This is a genomic window from Streptomyces sp. NPDC051173, from assembly GCF_040689515.1.
Lineage (GTDB): Bacteria > Actinomycetota > Actinomycetes > Streptomycetales > Streptomycetaceae > Streptomyces.
In genome coordinates this window covers 17,763-38,059 of sequence record NZ_JBFBBD010000067.1, presented here as the reverse complement: position 1 = coordinate 38,059, position 20,297 = coordinate 17,763, and the positions used below count along the sequence as shown (strand labels likewise).

At 70.8% G+C, this 20,297-nt stretch carries 18 protein-coding genes; 3 read left to right on the top strand and 15 right to left on the bottom strand.

Features of this window, described 5'->3' with window-relative positions; translation table 11 throughout:
- Positions 1-127 precede the first annotated feature (127 nt).
- Complete coding sequence (locus AB0435_RS27175) at positions 128-1,567, bottom strand: MFS transporter (protein ID WP_366428160.1); 1,440 nt, start codon at positions 1,565-1,567, stop codon at positions 128-130.
- Between the two features lie 188 nt (positions 1,568-1,755).
- On the opposite strand from AB0435_RS27175, the gene AB0435_RS27170 reads away from it, so the two are divergent.
- On the top strand, positions 1,756-2,121 hold the full coding sequence (locus tag AB0435_RS27170; RefSeq protein ID WP_366007930.1) for a helix-turn-helix domain-containing protein: 366 nt from the start codon (positions 1,756-1,758) through the stop codon (positions 2,119-2,121).
- Here AB0435_RS27170 and AB0435_RS27165 read toward each other — a convergent pair.
- The 13 genes from AB0435_RS27165 to AB0435_RS27105 form a co-directional block, all read right to left on the bottom strand.
- On the bottom strand, positions 2,024-3,409 hold the full coding sequence (locus AB0435_RS27165) for a hypothetical protein (RefSeq protein WP_366428159.1): 1,386 nt from the start codon (positions 3,407-3,409) through the stop codon (positions 2,024-2,026). The two genes, AB0435_RS27170 and AB0435_RS27165, sit on opposite strands and share 98 nt — an antisense overlap.
- Before the next feature lie 2 nt (positions 3,410-3,411).
- The gene (locus AB0435_RS27160) at positions 3,412-4,314 is read right to left on the bottom strand and encodes an FAH family protein (protein WP_366007932.1); all 903 of its coding nucleotides are present in this window, start codon (positions 4,312-4,314) and stop codon (positions 3,412-3,414) included.
- 116 nt (positions 4,315-4,430) lie between these two features.
- Positions 4,431-6,179 (bottom strand): thiamine pyrophosphate-dependent enzyme, encoded by a 1,749-nt coding sequence (locus tag AB0435_RS27155; RefSeq protein ID WP_366007933.1) that lies wholly within the window; start codon positions 6,177-6,179, stop codon positions 4,431-4,433.
- Entirely contained in the window at positions 6,176-7,360 is a 1,185-nt protein-coding gene (locus tag AB0435_RS27150; protein ID WP_366007935.1) for an enolase C-terminal domain-like protein, read from the bottom strand. The genes AB0435_RS27155 and AB0435_RS27150 overlap by 4 nt, the downstream gene beginning before the upstream one ends.
- Positions 7,353-8,231: an alpha/beta fold hydrolase gene (locus tag AB0435_RS27145; RefSeq protein ID WP_366428158.1), complete on the bottom strand. Its 879-nt coding sequence runs from the start codon at positions 8,229-8,231 to the stop codon at positions 7,353-7,355. The genes AB0435_RS27150 and AB0435_RS27145 overlap by 8 nt, the downstream gene beginning before the upstream one ends.
- Positions 8,232-8,261: 30 nt before the next feature.
- Positions 8,262-9,926, bottom strand: coding sequence for a GH3 auxin-responsive promoter family protein (locus AB0435_RS27140; protein WP_366007937.1), 1,665 nt, complete (start codon positions 9,924-9,926; stop codon positions 8,262-8,264).
- A gap of 202 nt (positions 9,927-10,128) precedes the next feature.
- Complete coding sequence (locus tag AB0435_RS27135) at positions 10,129-11,118, bottom strand: aldo/keto reductase (protein WP_366428161.1); 990 nt, start codon at positions 11,116-11,118, stop codon at positions 10,129-10,131.
- Positions 11,119-11,301: 183 nt separating this feature from the next.
- Positions 11,302-11,484 carry a hypothetical protein gene (locus tag AB0435_RS27130; protein ID WP_116212992.1) on the bottom strand — a complete coding sequence of 61 codons (183 nt, stop codon included), beginning with the start codon at positions 11,482-11,484 and terminating at the stop codon, positions 11,302-11,304.
- A complete protein-coding gene (locus tag AB0435_RS27125; RefSeq protein ID WP_366428157.1) occupies positions 11,481-12,242 on the bottom strand; it encodes an OvmZ protein in 762 nt (253 codons plus the stop codon). The genes AB0435_RS27130 and AB0435_RS27125 overlap by 4 nt, the downstream gene beginning before the upstream one ends.
- Before the next feature lie 217 nt (positions 12,243-12,459).
- Positions 12,460-13,077, bottom strand: a complete 618-nt coding sequence (locus tag AB0435_RS27120; protein ID WP_366007940.1) for a helix-turn-helix domain-containing protein — start codon at positions 13,075-13,077, stop codon at positions 12,460-12,462.
- Positions 13,078-14,020: 943 nt separating this feature from the next.
- Positions 14,021-14,698 carry an HAD-IB family hydrolase gene (locus tag AB0435_RS27115; RefSeq protein WP_366007941.1) on the bottom strand — a complete coding sequence of 226 codons (678 nt, stop codon included), beginning with the start codon at positions 14,696-14,698 and terminating at the stop codon, positions 14,021-14,023.
- On the bottom strand, positions 14,695-15,834 hold the full coding sequence (locus tag AB0435_RS27110; protein WP_366428156.1) for an acyl-CoA dehydrogenase family protein: 1,140 nt from the start codon (positions 15,832-15,834) through the stop codon (positions 14,695-14,697). The genes AB0435_RS27115 and AB0435_RS27110 overlap by 4 nt, the downstream gene beginning before the upstream one ends.
- On the bottom strand, positions 15,828-16,910 hold the full coding sequence (locus AB0435_RS27105) for a ScbA/BarX family gamma-butyrolactone biosynthesis protein (RefSeq protein WP_366428155.1): 1,083 nt from the start codon (positions 16,908-16,910) through the stop codon (positions 15,828-15,830). Before AB0435_RS27105 ends, AB0435_RS27110 begins: the two co-directional genes overlap by 7 nt.
- Positions 16,911-17,100: 190 nt before the next feature.
- Between AB0435_RS27105 and AB0435_RS27100 the strand changes: the two genes are divergently transcribed.
- Positions 17,101-17,727 carry a ScbR family autoregulator-binding transcription factor gene (locus tag AB0435_RS27100; RefSeq protein ID WP_366428154.1) on the top strand — a complete coding sequence of 209 codons (627 nt, stop codon included), beginning with the start codon at positions 17,101-17,103 and terminating at the stop codon, positions 17,725-17,727.
- A gap of 491 nt (positions 17,728-18,218) precedes the next feature.
- Here AB0435_RS27100 and AB0435_RS27095 read toward each other — a convergent pair whose 3' ends face one another.
- Positions 18,219-19,013, bottom strand: coding sequence for a phosphotransferase (locus tag AB0435_RS27095; RefSeq protein WP_366428153.1), 795 nt, complete (start codon positions 19,011-19,013; stop codon positions 18,219-18,221).
- Between the two features lie 656 nt (positions 19,014-19,669).
- On the opposite strand from AB0435_RS27095, the gene AB0435_RS27090 reads away from it, so the two are divergent.
- The gene (locus tag AB0435_RS27090) at positions 19,670-20,293 is read left to right on the top strand and encodes a LysE family translocator (protein WP_366006948.1); all 624 of its coding nucleotides are present in this window, start codon (positions 19,670-19,672) and stop codon (positions 20,291-20,293) included.
- Positions 20,294-20,297 lie beyond the last annotated feature (4 nt).

The window sequence follows — 20,297 nt, the reverse complement described above, 5'->3', positions numbered from 1 at the left end:
GTCCTCAAACTCCCCCAGCTACCGCTGGGGGAGTTTGAGGACGCGCCCGCAGGGCGCTGGGGTCCGGGGTCTCCCCGGTTTCGGGAAGGGGCGGGACCGGGGAGAAAGGAGCCGGTCCCGCGGGGAGTTACTTGGCCGCCACCGCTTCCTTCGTCGGCGCCGCGGCCGGAGTCGCAGCCGCCTTCGCCTTCACCACGCGGTGGATACCGAAAGCACTGAGCAGGATGCACGCGATCAGCGCCGCCACCGCCCAGCCGAGCGCCGACTGGAGGCCCGAGGTGAACGTGTCGGAGTCGGCGTGGCCGACGATCAGGCCCATGACGGCCACACCGATCAGGCCGCCGAGCTGGCGGGAGGCGTTCAGGACGCCGGAGGCGATGCCGATGTTGCCGCTGTCGACCGCGGAGAGCATGGCGTTGGTCATGGCCGGGACGACCAGGCCGATGCCGAAGCCCGCCACCAGGAACTGGATGACGATCGCGAGGTAGGAGCCGGCGTGCACGGCCGGGAGGGTCGCGAGGTAGCCGACCGCGGCCAGGGTGCTGCCGGTCATCAGGACCGTGCGGGCGCCGTAGCGCCTGGCCAGCGGGCCGCAGGCCAGGTTGGCGATCATGATCGTGGCGGTCATCGGGAGGAACGCGAGGCCGGCGACGATCGGGGAGTAGCTCCAGGCCGTCTGGAAGAAGAGGCTGAAGACGAAGATCAGGCCGTAGAAGGCGAAGTTGACCAGGACGCCGATCAGCGAGGTGGAGGTGAACGCCTTACGGCTGAAGAGGTGCAGCGGCAGCATCGGGTCGCTGCTGCGCTTCTCGGCGGCGATGAAGGCGATGGTCGCGACGACGAAGACCACCAGGGAGGTGATGACGAAGGTGGAGCCCCAGCCCTGGCCGTTGGCCTCGATGATGGCCGCGGTGAAGGTGCCCAGCGCGATGACGGCCAGCACCTGGCCGAGCAGGTCGAAGGAGCGGCGCGGGGCGTTCTTGTCCCGGACGGTGCCGGGGGCGTTGACCTGGGTCAGCCAGATGCCGGCGATCGCGATCGGGACGTTCACGAAGAAGATCGAGCGCCAGCCGAGCTGGTCGATGAGCACACCGCCGACCACCGGGCCGAGGGCGAGCGCGAGACCGCCGGCGGCGGCCCACAGGCTCACGGCCTTGGCGCGCTCGGTGGCGTCCGGGAAGGACTTGTTCACGATCGACAGCGAGGACGGGACGATCATCGCGGCACCGAGGCCCTGGATCACCCGGGAGACGATCAGCGCGACCAGCGTGGTGGAGGCGCCGCAGGCGAAGGACGCGACGGCGAAGAGCGCGAAGCCCACCTGGTAGATCCGCTTCGGGTCGAAGCGGTCTCCCAGCGAACCGGTGGACAGCAGGAACGCGGCGAAGGTGAGGGTGTAGCCGTTGATCACCCACTCCAGCCCGGAGAGGCTGCCGCCGAAGTCCTTGCTCAGCGCGTCGGTCGCGACGTTGACCACGCTGACATCGAGGATGACGACGACGAACCCGAGGCAGGCCGCGAGCAGCGACAGCTTCCTTTTCGCAGTACTGGGTTCACTCTGGGACATGCCTATTCCTAAGGTCGGTCGGAAGGGGGGAGAGGAAGTCGGGACCGGGGCGGGCCGGGGGAGTACCCGCCCCGGGGTCGGCGGGAGCCGGGGACGCACGACTCGAATAGACTGTTCGACGTGAGGCGAACAAGTAAACTGTACGCAGAACATCGAACACTTTGCAATCGTTCGTCAGGAAGGCCGTCATGACCAGGGAAAACGCAGCGGCAACCGCGCCGCATCGCACTCCACCTGAGCACGTCCATCCCCGGGACGTGGCCTTGGAGACCGCGCTTGCCGCGCTCTCCGACCCCGTACGGCTCACGCTCGTACGGGAGTTGGCCGGAAGTGAGGACTGGGAACGCACCTGCGGCAGCTTCGACGTGCCCGTCCGCAAGGCCGCGCTGAGCCATCACTTCGCGGTGCTGCGCTCGGCCGGGCTGATCGAGCAGCGCGACGCGGGCGCGAAGCGGATCAACCGGCTGCGTAAGGCCGAGTTCGAGGAGTGCTTCCCCGGGCTGCTCGACCTCGTCCTGCGGGACGCTGCCGTGCGACCGGGGCAGCCGGCGTAGCGGCACTGCCGTACGGCGGGCGCGGCCGCGGGTCCTCCCCGGGCGCCGCGCCGGCCGCCGGGGCGACGCGTTCGCGCAGCAGCTTCGCCGTGCCGTCCACGACGGCGCGGTCGACGCTCGGCGTGCCGTACGACAGCGCCAGGCCGAAGGCGCCCCGGAACGTCGAAAGGTGCAGCACCAGACCGTAGTTGGCGCCCGTGCGGTTGACCACTGTACGGAATCCGGTCACGCGTTCCGCGTGCGTGCCCAGCGAGGCGTCGACCGGGCCCACGTTCGTGATGCAGATGCCCGGGGAGCTGCCGGCCGCCGCCGTGGCCTCGACCGCCGCGCGGATCTCCCGGTGGCCGCGGACCACCGGCCGCCAGGCGGCGTCGGCCGCCCGGAAGCCGTCACGGTACGCCTGGGCGTGGTCCTTGAAGCTGCCGCCGTCGAGCCGCAGCGGCGCCCGTACGACGCTGATGTAGCAGCCCAGGTCGGTCAGGTGTGCCGTCTCGGCGTAGCGGCGGCGCAGCGAGACGGCCGTGAAGAAGTCGACCTCGTCGCGGCCGGTGGTGAGCGCGAAGGACTCCGCGAGCGCCGTGGCGAAGAACTGATTGACCGTCAATCCTCGGCGCCGACAGTACAGTTTGACGGCCTCGGACTCCACCGGCGACAGGTCGACGGGCACGAACGCGGCGCCTCTCTCCGGCCACGGCGCGCGGACCGCGAAGGGGATCGGGTCCGTGGGCGCCTCCGGTACGGCGGCCGCCTCCGGGGTGTCCGTGGCGGGCGTGACGTACGTCAGCTCGTCGCCGTTGCGGGAGAACGGCTCCGGGCCGGCGTCCTCCGGGGCGCCGAAGAGCTCCTCCAGCAGCACCCGCAGCGTGCCACCGGTGGAGTGGCCGTCGGATATGGCGTGGTTGCGGGTGAAGTACAGGTGGGTCACCCCCGCCCGGCGGTCGGCGGCCGCGCGCAGCCGCCACAGCGCGCCGCCCGTCGGCAGGACGTCGTTCAGCTCCTCGCCCTGGAGGTCCTCGGGCGAGGCCCCGGCGGGCAGCGGGCCGAGCCGCAGCTGCTCCGGCTCCGGCCCCGGGCCCTCCCGGAACCACAGCGAGCCGTCCCGCTCCTCGATGCGCGCCCGCAGCAGCGGCAGCCGCCCCGCCCAGCGGTGGACGGCCGCGCCCAGCTCCGCGGCACCGAACAGGGCGTCGACGCTGAGCCAGGTGGTGACCTGCGTGTTTCCCTTGAGCAGGCCATGGGTGCAGGCGAAGGCCGCCTCGACGTCGCTGAGCTTGCGGATGAGCTCCACGGTCACTCCACCGGCCTTTCCGCACCGTCCCAGGTGATCACGTTGGTCAGGGTCACGCCGTGGCTCGCCACGTCGATGGTCAGCCGGTCGCCGTCCCCGATGCGGAAGCCGGCGTGGAAGCTGCTGCGGTCCGCGCCGACGAAGACGTAGTGGACGCGGCCCGGGTGGTGCAGCGGGGGGTAGGAGAAGAGGTGCCGCATCATGCCGTCGAGGCGGTAGGCGAGGGCGTCGGTGCCGGTGGTGAAGCCGCCCTCCCACGCCGTCACGCCGTCCCGCTCGACGGACACCTTGCCGGTGACCGAGCGCGGCGGCTCACCGGAGAAGAACCAGGGGGAGACGGCCGCGTCGCACAGCTTGGCGTACGAGAGGTGGCCGTTGTTGCGCTTGAACCGCCCGATGTCCGTGAGGTCGTTGCCGAAGGTGTAGCCGACGTAGCGGGGGACGCAGTCCTCGTCGTCGACGTAGAGGAGGACCACTTCGGCCTCCTCGCACACGGCGACGGCCGCGGCGGGCACGGTCAGCGGGTCACCGGAGACCTTGAGGGAGGTGCCGAGGCCCTTGAAGAACCAGTTGGGCTGGGGGCGCTCCCCGTCCTCGCCCGCCTCGTCGGTCACCTTGACGTTGTGGGTCTGCATAAAGCCGCTGACCAGCGCGTTCCCCAGCTCCGTGGGCAGCAGCGGCGGCAGGTGGCGGACCTCGTGGCGGCGGTCGGCCGGCACGGTGACGGCCGGCCCGCCGGCGGTGACGGCGGTGGCGAACGCCTCCGGGTTGTAACCGGCGGCCGCCAGCTGCGCGCCGAGGTCGTCACCCGCCGTCCGGTAGAGGTGCAGCGGTGCTCCGTCGGCGGGCTCGTCGAAGCCGATGAGCCGCTCGCCCTGGTACGTGCATGCGAAGAACTGTGTCACGGCGGAACGCCCTCCAAGGACGTCGGTGAACTCCCGTCGGGAGCTGGTGGGTTAGGGGGAGGGAAAGGGGAGCCGGATGGTGGGGGGAGGCCACCACCCGGCGGTCGTGCCGCCGCTCACTCCATGAGGATCTCCACGAGCGCCGGCCTGCCGTTGGCCTTGATGAACTCGACGGCCTCACGGACGGCCGGCGCGACATCCGCGATCACCTCGACCCGCGGCAGCGCGTGGATGTTGTACGACTGCGCCAGCGTCACGAAGTCCACCGGGTTGTCGTAGAAGCTCGTCGCGATGTGCGCGCGGTCGATGTCGCGGTCGCGGTTGCCCGCGATCCGCTGCGCGTGCTGCGTCGAGTTCAGGTACAGGCGGTTGTTCATCACGATCGTCAGCAGCGGGACCTCGTACGCCGACAGCGTCCACAGGGCGCTGGGGGTGTAGAGGAAGTCGCCGTCGGACTGGAGGTCGATGACGATCTGCCCGTCGTCCTTGTGGGCGAGGGCGGCGCCGACCGACGCGCCGAGACCGTAGCCGAGGCCGCCGCCGCCGTTGAGACCGAGGTAGCTCTGCGGGCGCTCCAGGGGCCACAGCTTCTTGACCCAGCCGTCGATGGTGAGGCTGCCGGTGTTGGCCAGCACCCAGGTCTCGTCGCGGACCGCGCGGTGGATCTCGTCCACGGCGGCCGCCACGTTGATGACGTCGTTGCCCTTGGCCTCCTCGGCCTGGGCGGCCCACTCGGTGCGGGCCCGCACATGGGCCGCGGAGATCCGCTTGACGCGCTCCTCCCGCCGGGCGACGAAGGCCGGGGTGGCGAAGGAGGCGTCCTCGACGCGCTCGCGCAGGGCGGTGACGCTGCCGAACGCGTCGGCGGCCACGGCCTGGTCGACCGGGACGAACTGCTGGTAGTCGGCCGCCCATTTGCTGGTCAGCAGGTCGTTGGCGCCGATGGTGACGACGTGGGCGCCGTTCGCCGGCTTCCCGTGGCCGTCGAGCTCCAGGAACGAGCCGAGCGCGCCCGCGAGGTCCTGCACCTCCAGGGCGAGCACCAGATCCGCGTCCCCGAGGAAGCCGGCGTCCGCCCCGGAGAGGTTCAGCTCATGGGTGCTGGGGAAGTTCAGCCGGTTGCCCCGGTCGACCACGGCCAGGCCGAGCGACTCGGCGAGCGCGGTCAGCGGGGCGACCGTGCGCGGGTCCTGACCGGAGAAGTCCGTGATCAGCACGGGCAGTTCGGCGTCCCGCAGCCGCGCGGCGAGGCCGTCGGCGGACAGCGCGTCCAGCGGCGGCAGCTCCGTCGCCGCCGCGGCCGCCTTCGGCAGCAGCCGCACGTCGTCCTGGAGCGGCTGCTCCTGGATGTCGAAGTCCAGCGCCACGAAGACCGGGGCCCGCATCGGCGTGTTCATCAGCTTGAAGCCGCGGTAGAGCGACTCGACCGTGGCGCGCTGGCCGGCCGGCTGGTCGCACCACTTCACATAGTCCTTGACCACGGACTCGATGTTCTGCGAGGTGTGGATCCAGTCGATCCACGGCCGCCGCTTGCCCGCGTCCAGCGGGCCGTTGCCGCCGAGGACGAACAGCGGCACCCGGTCGCACCAGGCGTTGAAGATGGCCATCGAGGCGTGCAGCAGACCGACGTTGGCGTGCACGAGGACGCCCATGTGCCGGTTGCTCGCCTTGTGGTAGCCGTGGGCGATCGCGACCGCGATCTCCTCGTGGCAGGCCATGACGATCTCCGGGGCGATCTCCGCGTTGTCCTCGTGGACGAGCGAGTCGTGGACGCCGCGGAAGGACGCCCCGGGGTTGAAGGTCACGTAGTCGATGTCCTGCTGGCGCAGGAACTCGACGATCACGTCGGAGAAGTACTTGCTCATGCCTCGGCCTTCGTCGCGGCCGCCAGGGGCCGCCATCGGTCGGTGTCCCCGGCGTAGCCGAGCACTGCCCACGCGTGGGCGCTGTCGTCGAGAGCCATCCCGAACCCGGCGCCTTCGACGGGCGAGAGGGTGTTGGCCGTACGGTCCACCACGGGCGGCGGGGTGACGATCATCCGCTCGAAGAAGCGGTCCGACTGGCCCGCCTCCACGGTGATCGCGTCCCGGTGCCGGAAGGCGAGCTGCCGGCCCGCGGCGATCAGCGGGCCGGTCTCGGCGACCTGCACCCCGATCTGGAACGCGATGCCGTGCTGCCGCGCGAAGTCGATGATCTGCACCGAGTTCAGCAGGCCACCGCACTTGGCGACGCGGATGTTGAACGCGTCCGCCGCGCCGGTGCGCACCGCCGTGCGGGCGTCCTCCAGCGAGCACAGCGACTCGTCCAGCATGATCTCCACGCCGGTGGCGAGCCGCAGGTCGCGCAGCTCGGTCCACGCGCCCTTGCGCAGCGGCTCCTCGACCATGCTCGCGCCGCACCCGGCGAGCAGCTTGATGTGGTGCAGCGCGTCGTCGTAGGACCAGCTCATATTGGCGTCGACCATGACGGGGACGTCCGGGCCCAGCGCCTCGCGCAGCGCGGTGACGGTCCGGGCGTCGCGCTCGATGTCGTCGGACGCCTTGACCTTCACGAAGTGGAACGGGCCGCGGGTCGCCAGGAACTCCTCCACCCCGATGCCCAGGTCGATCACCTGGGACACGGGCAGCGGGCCCCCGGCGGCCCGGCCGGGCCCGGCGGGGCGGATCATCTCGCCCACGCCGAGCCCGAGCCGGTGGCCCAGGAGATCGAGCACCGCGGTCTCCAGCAGACAGATCAGGTTGTTCCCGCCGGAGATCCCGAAGGTCCGCGCGAAGCCGTCCCGCCGCAGCAGGCCGAGGAGTTCGGTGCTGTCGGCCGTCCGCAGCCGCTCCAGCAGGCGCCGCACGGGCACCTGCTGGAGTTCCGCGCGCACGCCCTCGACGGTCTCGCCGGTGACGTACGGGCGCGGGGCGCACTCGCCGAGCCCCTCGACGCCGCCGGCCGACAGCCGCAGGACGAGGCTGTCGGACCGGCGGCGGCGCGCCGCGGGGTGGTCGAAGCCCACCCGCATCGGCAGCGCCACGTGGTACAGCCGTGCCTCATCCATGGTGGTCCAGGCCGGGGATCAGGGTGAAGGTGGACGACCAGTTCACGAGGCTGGTGCGGGCCTCGGTGTAGTGGAGGTAGTGCTGGTGGGTCGGGAACTTGATGATCCCGCCGCGCCCCTCCGTCATCTCGATGAACGTCTTGTGGGCGTCGTCGAGGTCGACGATCGGGTCGGTCAGCCCGGAGACGTAACCCACCGGCACCGGCGGCAGCGGGCGCCCCGGCCGCATGTAGAGCTTCTCCAGGCCGAGGAGCGTGGCCCGGGAGCGTTTGGTGAGCTGCCGGACGGCGAGGTCGTCGTTGTCGATGTAGTGCTGGTACTTCACGCTGTCGGTGAAGTCCGAGGACTTCAGCCCCGCGTCCCACAGCTCCGTGCTCGTCTCCCGCGCCAGCTCCTCGCGCTCCTCCTCGGAGAGGGTGGCGTGCAGCTTGCCCAGCCAGGTCGAGCAGAAGACCGCGGAGTCGTAGCGGACGCCGGAGTCCTGATGGTGCATCAGGGCCGCCAGGAACGAGCCGCCCAGGCAGTGCCCGAACAGCTGGAGGGGCACCTCCTCACCGATGATGCAGCGCACCGTGGCGAGGGCCGCGGCGTAGTCGCCGAGCACCGTCTCGACGTCCGGTATGTCGTTGCGCTCGCCCTCGCTGATGCCGCTGCCGCGGCGGTCGAGGACGAACAGCGCGATGTCGTTGTTCGCGTACTGCGGGCCCACCTCCCACAACCAGCCCGCATGACTCTGCAGGCCGTGGAAATAGAAGATCGCACCCTTGAGGTTCTTCGGCCGCCACAAGTGCAGCGCGAGGTCGGCGCCGTCGCGCCGCACATGGATGATCTCCTTGCGGCTGTTCTGCGGAGGGCGCTTCAGCTCCAGCATGTGTGCTCTCTTTTCTCAGGGGTCCCGGTGTCAGTCGCCGACGATGTCGGCCACGAAGTCGATGTCCTGCTGAAACGGCTTGTACTTGTACTGGGTCGCGTTGCCGGCGGCCCGGCGGCTCTCGACGTACGCGTTGATCGCGTCGTGCGGCACCGTCACGACCTCGATCGGCCGCAGCCGCCCGCTGTCGCGCTTGGACGCGTACTCGATGTTGATCGTGCTGAGCTCCTGGTCGATCCGCTCGGACAGCGCGGCGTCGACGCCCTTGTCGCTGCCGTGGCTCTCGACGAGGGCGACGTAGTTCGGCGGCTCGCCCCACTTGGGGCCGCACATGTACAGCCCCATGTCGAGGCCGAGGCCCGCGACGCCCTGCTCCAGGGCCTGGGTCACCTGGGCCTCGGTGATCTTCTCGCCGGTGAAGGAGTGGAAGACGCCGTCACGGCGGAGGAAGTGGATCCACGGCACACTGCCCTCGACCCGGTCGACGTGGTAGATGTCGCCGGTCCACAGCCGGTAGAGGCCGTTGCCCTGCGACATGATCAGGTGGTAGTCCTCACCCGCCTCGACCTCGTCGAACAGCAGCGTCTCGACGGGCTCGCCGCGCTCCACCAGCTCACCGAGCGGCACGCTCGCCGGCACGAACTCGTAGAACGCCTGGTTGATCGCGAGCGGCTGGCTGAGCGGGGTGTCGTCCACCGGGATGGTGGTGACGCCCTCGGTGCCGCAGCTCATGAAGGGCAGCTTGGCGACGCCGGGGAAGACCGCGTCGAGCTTGCTCTGGTAGAGCCGGGCCGAGGCCGAGAGCCAGCAGCTGTACAGCGACAGCGAGGGCCAGACGTCCTTGAGGCTGAAACCCGGCTTCGCCAGCACCGCTTCGAGGTGATCGGCCGCGGCCACGTCGGGCTCGCCCCACGGCTCGCCCTCCACCGTGCCCTCGCGCAGGTCCCGCACCAGGCTCTTGCCGTGCACCTCGATGAGGTCGCGCAGCGAGATCAGGGTGCTGGGGTTGATCGACGAGATGTAGTGCAGGTTCTTGCCGAGGAGGTGGCGGATGCGGTGGTACATCCGGCCCTCGTGCGTCGTCGGCGTGTCCGGGCCGAACCAGGGCGCCTCGTACCACGGCGGGTTCCAGTCCCGGGTGTTGATCTGCGGGTGCCGGTTGCTGACGGCCTGGTGTTCCACGCCGTGCACGAAGTCGCTGACGTCCTCGCGGACCGTCTGCGTGTCGAGCGTGGCGTAGGGGTGCGCAAGCAGCTCGGGGTGGTGCTCCAGATAGGTGCCCCACATCGCCTTCATCGCCGGGATGCGATAGGTCAGCAGCCAGTGCAGCGTGTACGGGACGCGCTTCGGAGTGCCGGTCGTGCCACTGGTCTTGAGCCAGCGGAGCACCGGGCTGCACGTCAGGGTGCCGCCCTTGGTGCGCGTCTCGCGCTCGATGACCTCGGCGAAGTCGTCGTAGCGCATGATCGGCACCGTCCTGCGGAAGGACGTCGCGTCCTTCGCCAGGGCGTCGTAACCCCGCTCCTTCCAGTGCAGCGAGGCCGCGCTGACCCCGATGATGTCGTCGAGCACGCGCTCCTGCGCCCCTTGGGGGTTCTTGAGGTCCGCGAGCAACTGCTCATGGGCCAGCCGGCACTCCTCGATGAAGCGGCCCCGGCGCGCCTTCCAGTGTTTCTGCCAATCCGATATGGACATGTCCACTTCTCTCCGCATGGGTTCGACTGGGTGAGGGAGGGTGAATCAGGGGTCCTGCCGCCCGAGCGGCCGGGCAGGGAAACGCCGAGCACCGGCGGTGGGGGGCCGCCGGTGCTCGGGGGTACGGGGTGGATCGCTGAACCTGGGCCGCGCGGTGCGCGTACGGCCGGGCGGGCGCCGCGTCGTCGGGGCGCCGGGCCGGTCAGCGGTCGATGAAGGCCATCATCCGCTCGTTGTAGCGGGGACCGGCCACCTGCGCGGAGTCGACGGCGTCCGCGATCTCGCGGAGCAGCTCCGCGTCGAGCCGGACCTCGGCCGCGCTGAGGTTCTCCTCCAGGTAGGTGCGGCGCTTGGTGCCCGGGATGGGCACGATGTCGTCGCCCTGGTGCAGCACCCACGCGATGGCCAGCTGAGCGGGGGTGAGCCCGTGGCGGGCGGCCAGATCCTTGATCTTCGCGGCGATCGCCATGTTGTGGTCGTAGTTCTCGCCCTGGAGCCGCGGGTCGTGGCTGCGGAAGTCGTCCTCGGGGTAGTTCTCGGCGCGGTCCACGCTGCCGGTGAGGAAGCCGCGGCCGAGCGGACAGAACCCGACGAGGCCGATGCCCTCGGCGCGGAGCAGCGGCAGCACGCCGTCCTCCAGATTGCGCTCCCAGACCGAGTACTCGCTCTGGATCACGGACAGCGGGTGCACGGCGTGGGCACGGCGGATGGTGTTCTCACCGGCCTCGCACAGGCCCAGATAGCGGACCTTGCCCTGCGCGACCAGCTCCGCCATCGTGCCGACGACGTCCTCGATCGGGACGCCGGGGTCGACGCGGTGCTGGTAGAGCACGTCGATGTGGTCCGTCCGGAGCCGGCGCAGCGATGCCTCGACGACCTCCACTATGTGCTCCGGGCGGCTGTTCACCGGAGCGGTGGAGCCGTCCTTCATCTTCATCGGGAAGCCGAACTTGGTGGCGATGACGACCTGGTCGCGCCTGCCCTCCAAGGCCTTGCCGAGCAGCTCCTCGTTGTCGAAGGGGCCGTACGCCTCGGCGGTGTCCAGCATGGTGACGCCGAGCTCCAGGGCCCGGTGGACCGTGGCGATCGACTCCTTGTCGTCGGTGGCGCCGTACCACTGGCTCATGCCCATACAGCCGAGACCGATCTGCGCGACCTCGAGGCCCTGGCTGCCGAGCTTGCGGTGTTCCAGCAACGTGCTTCTCCGTTCGAGAGGTTGTTCTCCGGGGCGGGTGTCTGCCGATGACGTGAGTGGGGGGTGTACGTGGGGGGCGTACGTGTGCGGGGCGGGGGAGGGGAGGGCCCCGGTGCCGTCGGGGGAGCGGCACCGGGGCCGGGTGGGACCGGCCGGCGCGGGGGAGGGCCGGCCGGAGTGTCAGGGGCGCGATCCGCGTACCAGCTCGGCGAGTTCGTCGAGGTCGTACGTGGCGCGCCGGGCGGTGCCGTAGCGGGTGATGCGCCCGCGGTGGGCCCACTGGCGGATGGTGCCCTCGGTGACCCCGAGGGCCAGGGCTGCGACATTGGTGGGTACGCGGCGGGCGCGCTCCGCGGGGGTCATACCGCCGCCACCTCCTTGCGGAGGCCGCCCAGCCGGAGCCACATGCTCGGGGGAAGCGTGTGGCCGGCGTCGCAGACCAGTCCGCGAAGTGCCGCCTTGCTGCTGCCGATCGAGGAGATCGACACCGTGCCGTGGCAGCCCGCCTCGGGGCAGTCGCCGACGGGGGCCGGCTCCACGGGGTCGGGGTCGATCACCCGGCGCATGGTGCCGACGAGCAGCATGATCTCGTCGGCCGCCTCGCCGGCGGCCGGGTGGGCCGCCAGCCAGGCGAGCTGATCGCGCAGGAACGCGGCCAGCGCCGGGACGGTGCGTGCGGGGGGTGCGAGGGGTGCGAGGGGTGCGGTCAGGGCCCGCTCGTCGACGACGAGTTCGGCCCAGGAGACCAGGGTGCACAGGGCGCGGTCGCGGACGCTCGCGGTGTGCGGGTCGATCGGCAGGCGGAGCGTGCGGCTTCCGGAGACGCGCGGTGACATCCAGGCCCTGCCCGGACCGCCCAGCTCTTCGTCGCTCTCGGCGTAGAGGCCGGGGAGCTCGGCGAGCTGGTCGGCCAGGCGCTCCCGGCAGGGCCCGCAGAGGCGGGAACCCGTGCCGGTGCGCCGGGCGCGGGGGCGGGGGTCGTCGTGGTCCCGGCGGCACCGGGGCGATGCGCACAGGGGGGCGGCGGTGGCGGTGGTGGTGGCGGTGGTGGTGGCGGTGGTGTCCGCGGACACCTGGGCCGGCCGGTATCCCCGTGCGACGGGGGCCTGTGGGTTGGTCACCAGTCCCATCTCCTGTTCATCCACTGTTAAATACCCTCCCGAAGGAATGTTTTCAGCTTGTGGGTATCCGCTGGGGAGGGTCAAGGGAATTGAGCGAAGGACGCGTTCAACGTCGGGGTCCAGAAGACACAGTGGCTCGCGAAGAAGCGTGACACATGTGCGGCCTCGTGTGCAACCCCTGGATTTTCCGGGTGCGTTGAGGAGGCGTCATGCCTGCTCACGGCGTCTCACCCCAGGTTCCGAGGGCGAGTTGGGGGTGCGGGCTGAGCAGGTCCAGGAGCATCGCCCAGTCCTCTTCGAGGGGCGAGAGGCGCTCGTCGAGCGCCGGAGCGCCTGGTGCGTAGGGCGCGCCCCAGGCGACCGCCAGGAGCAGCCGCACGATGCGGTCCGGGGCGTACGAGTCGAGGATCGCCCCCTCCTCCTGGCCGCGGCGCGCAAGCGTCGCCAGACAGTCCCTTATCTCCATCAGCGTCTTGGCGCCCCGGTCCGAGCTGAGCCCGCCGTCCGCCAGCAGCCGCAGTGCCGCCCGCATCCGTACGTCCGACTCCAGCCTCCTGGCCAGGCCCAACGCGGCCGCCAGCAGCGTCGCCGGGGCCGGCCTGCCCAAGTCCCCCCAGGCCCTGCGGATGTCGTCCCATGCGTCCGCGAAGTGCTGGAGCAGCGCGTGCGCCAGGTCCTCCTTGGACGGGAAGTGGGCGTAGAGGGCGCCCTTCGTCATGCCGATGCGGGTGGCGACCGTCTGCAGGGCGGTATTGGCGTAGCCGCGCAGGGCGAACTCCTCGGCGGCGGCGTTGAGTACATGTTCCCTGGTCCGCCTGGCGCGTTCCTGGATCACCGGGTCCTCCGTTTCTCTTCGTGGCCCCCGTGGTTGGGGGAAAGATACCCCCTGGAAGGAATGTTTTATCCCCGCGCAACGCGGAACGGGCTGGATCTGTGTCCAGCCCGTTCGGGGTTGTGTGTCTATGTTGTTTGTGGTTGCGGTGGCTGGGGTGGTTCGCCCTTCGGGCGTGGCCTCAATCGCCGGCCGGGCTGGTTTGTGGTGGGTGCCGGGGGTGTGACCTCCGGGCTGAGGACCTGGAACGCGGTGCGTGGCGCCGTCTTACGTATTGGGTGCTGTGACTACGCACCGCGTTCCAGAACCTCACCCTCCGGCCCCACCCCCTCCGCCGGTGGGTACGTTCACGGCCGGTGGGTGCGCCGTTCTCTTCCGCCAGGTGTGCGAAATCCGGCCCGTTGGGGGCACCTCTGTGGGGCACTCCCGGACGGAGTTCTGGGGGAGGCGACGGAGCTGAGGTCCGGGGTCTGAGGCGGCGCCCCAGTTCCGGGAAGGGGCAGGGTGGGCCCCCACGCGGCAGAGCCGCACAACAGGCGCAGCCGGGAAGGCGCGTGCTGCGGACTCCCGGCTACCGGTCCGTTGTCGCCTGCGGCGGAAGGCGCCCTGCGGACGCGTTCTCAATCGCCGGACGGGCTGAAGTGAATGGCGCACCCACCGGCCTTGAACTTGCTCTCCGGCGGGAGGGGGTGGGGCCGGAGGGTGAGGTTCTGGAACGCGGTGCGTCGTCACAGTACTCAATGCGCCTGACGGTGCCATGCACCGCGTTCCAGGTCCTCAGCCCGGAGGACCCACCCCCGGCACCCACCACAAACCAGCCCGGCCGGCGATTGAGGCCACGCCCGAAGGGCGTCCCGCCGCAGGCGTCAACCGGCCCGTAGGCGCCACTGGTCGGCCGGCGTCAACCGGCCCGCAGGCAAGGGGCTGGGGCGGAGCCCCCAAAGGGTCAGAGCGGGGTCAGCAAGTCCAGCGGGCCCGGTTCGGACGGAAGTCGCAACCAGCCCTCACGAGCAGCGAGTTCCGTCAGGTGCGGATCCGTGCCGACCATCGCCGCCGTGCCCACGGCACGAAGCAGAGGCAGGTCACTCACATGATCTCCGTACGCGAAGCAATCCGCCGGTGAAGCGGAGGCCGCTGCCATTAACACCGCCGCCGCCTCCCCCTTCGCCTCGCCGATCATCGGGCGGACGATCTCGCCCGTGAGGACGCCGGACTCGTCGACGCGCTGCGACGCGCACAGGATGCGGTCCGCGCCCAGGTCCGCGGCGAGCGGGGCCAGGACGGGCCAGAGGGAGCCGGAGACCAGCACGATCATGTGGCCGAGTGCCCGGTGCCGCCGCAGGGCGGTGACGGCGGGGACGACGAAGGCGTGCGGGTCCGTGCGGAAGGCGGCGTACCACTCGCGGCCCGCCGTCTGGAGTTTGTGGGCCGGCACGCCCGCGAAGCGCCGGTAGTAGGCGCGGTTCAGCTCGCTCCTGTCCTTGCCCGTGAGCGCCATCGCCTCCAGGTCGCAGGTCTCCCCCGGCGGGTGGAGGGCGTCCCACCAGTCGCGGAAGAGCAGCATGCTCTTGCCGTTCAGCAGCGTCTCGTCGACGTCGAAAAAGGCCACCGGCCGTACGGTCATGTCCCGCTGGCCTCCTTGTCGGAATCGGGGAATGCCGCGTCGGCGTAGGCCGCGGCGGCCGTGTCGAAGTCCAGCGTCGCGTGCGCGGCCGCGGCGGTCGCGTCGCGCCACTTCTGTTGCAGGGGGTTGCCGTCGGCGAGCGCTCCCGCGCCTGCGGCGTGGAAGAGGCGGTCCACCGTCTCCGAGCACAGGGTGGCGGCCATGGCCGCGTCGCGCCTGCACTCGGCGACCACCTCGGGCGTCACCACCGCGCCGTCCGCGCGGTGGGCCACGTCGGTCAGGAGCAGCCGGGCCGCCTTGAGCTTCGCCGAGGACTCGGCGACGAGGTGCCGGGCCGCCGGGGTGAGGGCCGCCGCCCGCCCGTCGGCCCGCTTGCGGCCCGCCGTCGCGGCGGTCCACAGGCTGTGGACGGACTCCGCCGTGCCCAGCAGCGGCGCGGCGAACTGGAGCGCCGCCACCATCGGGAACGGCACGGTGTGGCACCGCGCCCCGCCCGGCCAGGGGATCAGCAACTCGCCCAGGGTGAAGGTCCGGTGGGCCGGTACGGACAGCCCGTCCGCCGTGACCGTGTTGCTCCCCGTGCCGCGCAGCCCGAGCGGCCGCCAGGTGTCGAGGACGGTCACCTCGGCTCGTGGCACGGCGAAGATCCGGTGTTCGCGCCCCGCCGAGCCCTCGGTCCAGCTGGCCAGCAGGACCCAGTCCGCGTGGTCGACGCCGCTGGCGTAGGCCCAGCGCCCGGTCAGCGCCCAGCCGTCCGGGCCGGGCGCCGCCTCGCCCTGCGGCGGGACGACCGACGCGGCGATCCGTACGTCGGGACCGGCGCCCCACACGTCCCGCTGTCCCTGTTCGGGGAGGTAGGAGGCGAGGCGGCCGTGGCCCGCGTACAGCGCGGCGCACCACGCGGCGGAGGCGCAGGCCCCCGCGACCGAGGCGGTCGCCGTGAGGAACTCGCCGAAGGTGCCCTCGTGGCCGCCCCAGCGGCGCGGTACGAAGTGCCGGGCGAACCCGGCGTCGCGCACGGCGTCCGCCGTGGCGGAAGTCAAGTGGTGTTTCTCCTCGGCGAGTTGCGCGTCGGCGCTCGCGGTCGGCAGTACCGCCGCCGGGGCGAGCCCGGCGGGCGCGGTGGGCGTCAGCACGTGACGGCCTCCCAGTCCGCGAGGAGCGTCCAGGACGGCGCGGCGCCGATGAAGCGGGCGCTCGTCAGCGTCCGGTCGCCCTGCACCGCGCTGATCTCGAACCCGGCGCGCGAGGGGCCCGGCTCCAGCACGGGGCGGACGACGATGTCGATCGGGTGGTCGAGCTCGCCGAAGCAGCTGAACTGGGCCTCCAGCGAGGACACCCCCCACGGCGCGAGCCGCGACACCGCGCCGTACTCGCGTACGTACGAGGCGTGGGCCGCCTGGTTCAGCGCCTCCAGCAGCACCATGCCCGGGACGTGGTCGGAGTCGTGGTCGAAGTGGACCGGGTGGGTGCGGTCCATGCGCAGCCGCCAGGTGCCCTCGGGGGCGTCCGGCGCCTGGGCGAGCAGTACGTCCCGCTCCAGGCGGCGGCCGACGGCCCCGGGGCGGAGGAGGAAGGTGCCCGCCGCCGGGTTGTCCGTCGCGTGAGCCGCGTCGAGCACCGGGCGGTTGCGGTGGCGCAGCGCGTCGTACGCCGCCTGGGGGAGCACGGCCCAGCGGAAGTCGGCGCGGCCGTACCAACGGCCGTGTATATAGAGGGAGACCGACAGCTGCATGCTGAAGCGGTTCGGCCGGGTGGACGTCCGTACGCAGGTGACGTCGAGGACCACGGGCAGGGCGGCGCTCTCGTCGAACGGCAGGCCCCGGGGGACGATGTCCGCGCTGAGGTGGCTGAGCACGAAGTGCTGCCCCTCCGTCGGGATCCCGTAGAACATGTGTGAGAGATAGATGGCCGACTGCCGCATCGACTCGACCAGCAGCGTCGGATCGCCGGCCCCGGACGGGCCCGGCCGGTAGAGCAGGTGGTCAGGCGACCAGGACGCCGCCACGAGGAAGTGGTCCTCGCCCACCTGTTCCGCGTCGGTGAGCAGAACCTGGCTGTCGGCGGCCTTGTGGACCAGACGGCGCTCGACGGTGGGAGCGAATCCGAGCCGACGGGTGCTGCCGAGAGCGTTGTTGACGATCTCCGTCGCGTCGACGGCGGCGGTGGCCGGGCGCGGCGTGGCAGCGGGAACGGTGTGAACAGCTTGCACGATTGGAACCCTCCCCTGTGGAGCGCCGGCGGGGCTGGCCTCGTCGGTGTGTGCTCCGGGTACGACAGTCAGTGCTTGATGAACCCGAAAATATACCTGCGGGAAGGTATATTGCAAGGGAGAGGTTCGGGAGTCGTCGACCGGTGCCCCGGCCGCCTCTCCCGCCGCTCCCACCGACAGGAGAAGAACTGTGACGACCAGGCAGCGCAAGACCCCCGTCCGTGCCACTGCCGACCTCAAGCAGGACCGTGCCATCCGCACCAGGGCGCAGACCCTGCACGTGGCCGCCAAGCTCTTCGCCGAACAGGGCTTCCGTGCCACCTCCATGCAGCACGTCGCCGAGCGGCTCGGCATGACGAAGGGCGCCGTCTACTTCCACTTCCCGACGAAGGAGTCCCTCGCGGTCGCCATCGTCGAGGAGCATTACGGGCGTTGGCCCATGGTGGTCAAGGAGGTCCAGGCGGAGGGCCTGAGCCCCATGCGGACCGCCGAGGAGATCCTCAACCGCGCCGCCGTCGCCTTCCGCGACGACCCCGTCATGCAGGCCGGCGCCCGGCTCCAGCTCGAACGCCCGCACATCGACGCCGAATTGCCGACGCCGTACCTGGAGTGGACCCAGCTCCTGACGTCCCTCCTGGTCACGGCCCGCTACAGCGGCGAACTTCGGCCGGGGATCGATCCTGAGGCGGGGGCTCGGGCGTTGGTGTCGGCGTTCTTCGGGATGCAGCACATTTCTGATGTGCTTGCGCATAGGGCGGACATTGTGGAGCGGTGGAACGAGGTCAGGGACCTGACGTTTTACGCGTTGCGGGCGTAGTTGTTCTGCGCCTGCCGGGACGCCCTTCGGGCGTGGCCTCAATCGCCGGCCGGGCTGGTTTGTGGTTGGGCCGGGGGTGTGGCCTCCGGGCTGAGGACCTGGAACGCGGTGCGTGGCGCCGTCTTACGTGTTGGGTGCTGTGACTACGCACCGCGTTCCAGAACCTCACCCTCCGGCCCCGCCCCCTCCGCCGGTGGGTACGTTCACGGCCGGTGGATGCGCCTTTCTTTCCCGCGGGGCACGCCGTCCTTTTCTTTTCAGCCCGTTGGGGGCACCTCCCAGCGATAGCTGGGGGCGTTTGAGGACGCGGCCGCAGGCCGCTCCCGCCGCAGGCGGCAACGGACCCGCAGCTCGGGGTCTGGGGCAGCGCCCCAGTTTCGGGAAGGGGCGGGGTAGGGGAACAAGCCCGCCGCAGGCGCCCACCGACCCGCAGCCGGGGGGCTGGGGCACGCGCCCCAGTTCGGGGAGGGCGGAGCTGGGGAACGGACCCGCTAGCCATCGGAGGAGCCGAGCAGATGCCGAAATCTGGCATTGCTCGGCCTCGCCCCCCGCTCGCCCACGGTCGCCGTCCAGTGCCGGCACGTGACGTTCACGAATGCGTCGACGGATTCCGGGTCCGCGTGGCGCCAACTCCGGAAGCCGGCCAGCCAGGCCCGTGCGGCAGTGGGTTCCTGCCCGTTCTCCATCAGCCGCACGGCCGTGCATGCCGGGTCCACCCATGCGGGGCCGGTTGCGGCTCTGGCCCAGTCCACGAGGTAGGCGTCGCCATTGCGGCTGATCACGATGTTGTGCGGATTCGTGTCGGTGTGGAGCAAGGCGTTCCCGCTGAGGTGCTCGGCTTCACCGGGTAGCAGGTACGGCGTGAATCGGTCGGCCAGGCGCGGGACGGGTGCGGAGGGGCCGCCGAACTCCTGCATACGCCGCAGGGCGACTGCCACGGCTCTCAGATCCTTCGTGCCTGGGCTCAAATCGGCGTGTCTGCCCTCGATGTACGCGAAGGCGAGACAGGACCACCCCCCGCCATGGACACGGTGACGGACAGCTGGACTGACGCTCCCGACCGTTTCGTTGATGCGCTCCTCTTGGCGGAGCGACGCCACCGCTTCCGCGTCGGCGTCGCGCACACCCTTGAGGAACAAGCGGCCGTGCTCAGTGGTCAGCGCGAGCGCGACGGAACAGTTGAGGCCTTCGGCGATGATCTCCGAAGCGGTCACCTGCCCTGTGTGGTCCTCCACTGCGTCGCGCAGTACGGCGGGGAGTCCCTCCCACCCGATCCGCTCGACCATACGCTCTCCCTTCGGCATGAACGCTGCTCTGGTCGCGGGGTGTTGTCACTGCGTCGTGCCGCACTTACGGCAGCGCTGGGCGCCGCTCCACTGAACCCAATCGTGTTCGCACTCGTCCGCGCTCATCGTGTGCCACATGCTGAACCTCTCTTTGTGTCGGGCTTCGCCCCGGGTTTCGCCAAGCCTGCTCGGGCCCCTTGCCTGCGGGTCGGTTGGCGCCTGCGGCGGGCTTGTTCCCCAGCCCCGCCCCTCCCCGAACTGGGGCGCGTGCCCCGGACCCCCGGCTGCGGGTGGTCGGCGCCTGCGGCGGGCTTTTTCCCCTACCCGCCCCTTCCCGAAACTGGGGCGCTGCCCCAGACCCCGACGCGCGGGTCCGTTGCCGCCTGCGGCGGGAGCGGCCTGCGGCCGCGTCCTCAAACTCCCCCAGCTACCGCTGGGAGGTGCCCCCAACGGGCTGAAAAGAAAAGAACGGCGCACCGGCCGAAAAGAAAGGCGCGCCCCGAAGGGGTCTACGCACCCACCGGCCGTGAACGTACCCACCCCCGGTCCAGCCACAAACCCAGCCCGGCCGGCGATTGAGGCCACCCCACCCGAGACACTGACAACCCGCAGACAACAGCGAGCCGCAAGCAAACGGCACACAGCAAAGGAGTCCCATGGTCAGCGTTCACGCTTTTCTCGGCATCGCGGCCGTCGAGCTCGGGATGGTGCTCACCCCCGGGCCGAACATGATGTACCTCGTCTCCCGGTCGGTGACTCAGGGGCGCCGGGCGGGGCTGGTCTCGTTGCTCGGGGTGGCGGTCGGGTTCTTCGTCTATCTGCTGGCCGCAGTCGCCGGGATCGCGACGCTGTTCGCGCTCGTGCCCGCCGTCTACACCACCGTGAAACTCGCCGGTGCCGCCTATCTCGCCTATCTCGCCTGGAAGGCGCTCAAGCCCGGCGGCATCTCGGCGTTCGACCCGCAGCCGCTGCCGCCGGACAGGCCGCGGAAGCTCTTCACGATGGGGCTGGTCACCAACCTCCTCAATCCCAAGATCGCGATTCTCTTCATCTCGGTGCTGCCGCAGTTCGTCGAACCCGGCCATGGTTCCGTCGCCCTGCAGAGCCTGCTCCTGGGGCTGACCCTGATCACCATCGCGATCACCGTCAACGGGCTCATCGCGATGTCCGCGGGGTCCATAGCCGGGTTCCTCAAACGGCGCCCCCGCTGGCTGCGCATGCAGCGTTACTTCATGGGCACCATGCTCGCCGGCATCTCCGTACGCGTCGCCACCACCTGAGAGC

Bases quoted from the DNA above. Each gene is read 5' to 3' on its own strand.
- AB0435_RS27140 (WP_366007937.1), bottom strand. From the start codon at position 9,926: ATGTCCATATCGGATTGGCAGAAACACTGGAAGGCGCGCCGGGGCCGC.
- AB0435_RS27130 (WP_116212992.1), bottom strand. From the start codon at position 11,484: ATGACCCCCGCGGAGCGCGCCCGCCGCGTACCCACCAATGTCGCAGCC.
- AB0435_RS27150 (WP_366007935.1), bottom strand. From the start codon at position 7,360: ATGGATGAGGCACGGCTGTACCACGTGGCGCTGCCGATGCGGGTGGGC.
- AB0435_RS27175 (WP_366428160.1), bottom strand. From the start codon at position 1,567: ATGTCCCAGAGTGAACCCAGTACTGCGAAAAGGAAGCTGTCGCTGCTC.
- AB0435_RS27170 (WP_366007930.1), top strand. From the start codon at position 1,756: ATGACCAGGGAAAACGCAGCGGCAACCGCGCCGCATCGCACTCCACCT.
- AB0435_RS27115 (WP_366007941.1), bottom strand. From the start codon at position 14,698: ATGACCGTACGGCCGGTGGCCTTTTTCGACGTCGACGAGACGCTGCTG.
- AB0435_RS27145 (WP_366428158.1), bottom strand. From the start codon at position 8,231: ATGCTGGAGCTGAAGCGCCCTCCGCAGAACAGCCGCAAGGAGATCATC.
- AB0435_RS27155 (WP_366007933.1), bottom strand. From the start codon at position 6,179: ATGAGCAAGTACTTCTCCGACGTGATCGTCGAGTTCCTGCGCCAGCAG.
- AB0435_RS27090 (WP_366006948.1), top strand. From the start codon at position 19,670: ATGGTCAGCGTTCACGCTTTTCTCGGCATCGCGGCCGTCGAGCTCGGG.
- AB0435_RS27095 (WP_366428153.1), bottom strand. From the start codon at position 19,013: ATGGTCGAGCGGATCGGGTGGGAGGGACTCCCCGCCGTACTGCGCGAC.